The 3,052-nt window shown below is 57.0% G+C and carries 4 protein-coding genes and 3 tRNA genes; all 7 read right to left on the bottom strand.

The window, feature by feature from the left end; all coding sequences use genetic code 11:
• The coding region (locus ACF8SD_RS23910) for a GTP-binding protein (protein WP_392483785.1) at window positions 1-221 on the bottom strand (221 nt) is incomplete at its 3' end.
• Window positions 222-297: 76 nt separating this feature from the next.
• Window positions 298-373, bottom strand: a tRNA-Thr gene (locus tag ACF8SD_RS23905).
• Window positions 374-402: 29 nt separating this feature from the next.
• Window positions 403-476 (bottom strand) — tRNA-Gly (locus ACF8SD_RS23900).
• A 24-nt stretch (window positions 477-500) separates the two neighbouring features.
• Window positions 501-584, bottom strand: a tRNA-Tyr gene (locus tag ACF8SD_RS23895).
• A 152-nt stretch (window positions 585-736) separates the two neighbouring features.
• Entirely contained in the window at window positions 737-1,162 is a 426-nt protein-coding gene (locus tag ACF8SD_RS23890; protein ID WP_054914204.1) for a hypothetical protein, read from the bottom strand.
• 7 nt (window positions 1,163-1,169) lie between these two features.
• Entirely contained in the window at window positions 1,170-1,919 is a 750-nt protein-coding gene (locus tag ACF8SD_RS23885; protein WP_173887436.1) for a pantothenate kinase, read from the bottom strand.
• Complete coding sequence (gene birA, locus ACF8SD_RS23880) at window positions 1,909-2,868, bottom strand: bifunctional biotin--[acetyl-CoA-carboxylase] ligase/biotin operon repressor BirA (protein ID WP_054906288.1); 960 nt, start codon at window positions 2,866-2,868, stop codon at window positions 1,909-1,911. Before birA ends, ACF8SD_RS23885 begins: the two co-directional genes overlap by 11 nt.
• Window positions 2,869-3,052: the final 184 nt, after the last annotated feature.

Below are 3,052 nucleotides of genomic sequence, written 5' to 3'. Positions count from 1 at the left end.
ATGTTCGAGTTGTACTCGACGTGAGCGGTGTTGATGGTGATACCGCGCGCTTTTTCTTCCGGAGCCGAGTCGATCTTGTCGAACTCAACGACTGCCGAACCGAAAACCTCGGAGCAGACGCGAGTCAGAGCTGCGGTCAGAGTGGTCTTACCGTGGTCAACGTGGCCGATGGTGCCGACGTTAACGTGGGGAAGGGAACGATCAAACTTTTCCTTAGCCATCGATACAACCCTCGCAGAAGAATAGTCTTGCGCTGATAAAACAAAGGCAGATATTTTCATATCTGCCTTGTTTGTATGGAGCTCTTGAGCGGACTTGAACCGCTGACCTCACCCTTACCAAGGGTGTGCTCTACCAACTGAGCTACAAGAGCGAAACACTTTGTGCAAAATCCAGCAAACTTGGAGCGGGTAGCGGGAATCGAACCCGCATCATCAGCTTGGAAGGCTGAGGTTCTACCACTAAACTATACCCGCGGAGCTTGCGGCTCTCGCTAAAACTGGTGGAGGGAGAAGGATTCGAACCTTCGAAGCTCTCGCAACGGATTTACAGTCCGTCCCCTTTGACCGCTCGGGAATCCCTCCAGATGTGGCCGGCATTCTATTTGTCTGCCGTCCTAGTGTCAAGCGTTTTTTCAAATTTTTTCAATCAAATCTGAAACTTAGCTGCTTTGACACCGCTTCCAGGTCTACCACCTAAGTGGTGTTCCCTGTGAAGCGGGCGCCATTCTATCAAGCTATTCGTCAGTTGCAATACCCTGGCAGAAAATAATTTTATGTTTTAAGTCTTTGAAATCATTGGAAAGAGATGAGAGTACCGTTTCATCCAGCAATCGCTCGCTTTCCGGGGCCACCTTGAGCCAACGGCCATCGGCACCTGGCAACTGCCCTACCACCGGCAACGTCGCAATATCGAGGCTAAGCAGGCGCTGACGCAGGGCTTCGAGCTGCGCCTGCACCATTACCCCACCGATTACCAGGCATTCATCTCGGCGCTTTGGCGGTGTTGACACACCCGTTTCACGCAAAAGTCGGATTTCTTGCTGACTCCCTTTGTACAGAGACAAAGGGGCGACTTCCTTGACCTTCAGCGGGGCTTCCTGCTGATGCCACACGTAGTAGAAAACGTTGAGCACCAGTAACAGCAGAAACAACCAACGCATAGGCACCTCAATCCAATGGACAAGCCATGGCCAGCCCCACGAACACTAGGTCCGGCACGACACGCGCCTGGGGCACGGCCTCCCTCACCAGCGGTGCATCGCCACCAGTGAGGAATACGGTGAAATCGTCACCCCACAGGGCTCGAGCCTGCTCGAGCTGCGTGCGGGCAAAACCCTGCAGCATCAGAACACAACCGCGCTCTACTGCCTCGACGGTTGAGCGCCCTGGCAGCAGGCTGGTCAACGCGCGCTCGGCGGAGGCATCGTCATAACGAATACGCCGGGTGTGGGTGCGCAACTGACTACGCATCAACGGCATGCCTGGGCAGATATAACCGCCTAGGTGCTCGCCGTCCGCAGCCACGAAATCGGCTTTTGCAGCAGTCCCCAAGTCGATGACCAGGCAAGCCCCTTTGGCAACATGAAATGCACCTAACGCGGCCAGCCAGCGATCCATCCCCAGACGCTGATAATCTTCATAGCCGTTGCGCACCCCTGCCATTTCGCGGGCCGGGTGCGCCACTTGAGCCTGAACGGCAAAGGCGTGGCCGATAACCGCGCAAAGCGCATCGGTCTCTTCTTCGCTACGCACACTTACAATGCGACAGCCCGTAAGACGCACCGAGGCGAGTGCAGCCACTTCGGCCACCAATGCCTGATCGGAGTCGACAATCCCGCCGCCCTCGATCACTGCGTCGGCGACATGGATGACCCGCCATTTGATGAAGCTGTTTCCGCAATCGAGCTCAAGAATCATCACGCAACCTCAAACTGAGCTCACCACCGCTGAAGCTCTTCTCCACTCCATCCACCTCAAGGCGCAAGCCGCCTTGCCCGTCGACGCCAAGAACAACACCATCAATACGTGTGTTACCGGCAATCAGCGATACACTCCGGCCTTGCCAAAGGTGCGCCTGCTCCCATTCTTCCTGGAATGCAGCGAAACCATAGCGCCGATGACGTGCCAGTTCATGCTGCAAATGCTGGGTTAGCGACGCCACCAGGTGATTCCGGTCTATTGCCCCACCCAGCTCGCGTCGCATCGACGTCCACTGCTGGTCGACCTGCTCGTTCGCCTGCATGTTCACATTGATGCCGACACCCAGCACAACATGGCAGACATCGGCTGGATCACCCACCAGCTCCAGCAGAATACCGGTGATCTTCATCCCGCGAACCAGGACATCGTTAGGCCACTTCAGCCCCACATCTTTTACACCAAAGCCCTGCAAGGTGCGCATTACTGCCAACCCTACCACCAGGCTCAAGCCTTCAAGCTGGCGCATGCCGCCGTCAACCCGCAGCACCAGGCTGTAGTACAGGTTTTCGGCAAACGGGCTGACCCATTGCCGACCCCGTCGCCCACGGCCAGCGCTCTGGCGCTCGGCCAAAACCAAAAAGGGTGCTGCCTGGCCCTCACCCGCCATGCGCAGGCCTTCGGCGTTGGTCGAGTCGATCGTGTCGTGGATGAATACTGGCCACTGTTCGCCTTCGGCGAAACCGGCGATTGCTTGTGCCTCAAGCAACACCAGCGGGGCAGCCAATTGGTAACCACGCCCACGAACTTTGTGAATGGTGAGGTTCAGTTCACTCTCCAGGTGCTGCAGCTGCTTCCAAACGGCGCTACGACTCACCCCGAGGGCCGCCCCCAGAGCTTCTCCGGAATGGAACCGGCCATCCTTGAGGAGATTCAACAACTTCAGCATGCCAGTCTCGACTTGGAATAAGGCAGGCATGATAGCTATGGGCTGGGGGATTGCATAGGAAAAGGGCGGAATGCCTCGGGCTGAAACGCTCAGCCTCACGATAATGGCAGCGGCTGCGCCGGTGTTCGCGGGCACGCCCGCTCCCACAGGGATTGTTGTGAGGCCAGGGGACTTTTTGGGAGCA

This window comes from Pseudomonas sp. CJQ_9 (assembly GCF_043106615.1).
Taxonomy (GTDB): Bacteria; Pseudomonadota; Gammaproteobacteria; order Pseudomonadales; family Pseudomonadaceae; genus Aquipseudomonas; species Aquipseudomonas juntendi.
This window is presented reverse-complemented; position numbering and strand designations above follow the sequence as displayed.

Bases quoted from the DNA above. Each gene is read 5' to 3' on its own strand.
- ACF8SD_RS23890 (WP_054914204.1), bottom strand. From the start codon at position 1,162: ATGCGTTGGTTGTTTCTGCTGTTACTGGTGCTCAACGTTTTCTACTAC.
- birA (WP_054906288.1), bottom strand. From the start codon at position 2,868: ATGCTGAAGTTGTTGAATCTCCTCAAGGATGGCCGGTTCCATTCCGGA.
- ACF8SD_RS23885 (WP_173887436.1), bottom strand. From the start codon at position 1,919: ATGATTCTTGAGCTCGATTGCGGAAACAGCTTCATCAAATGGCGGGTC.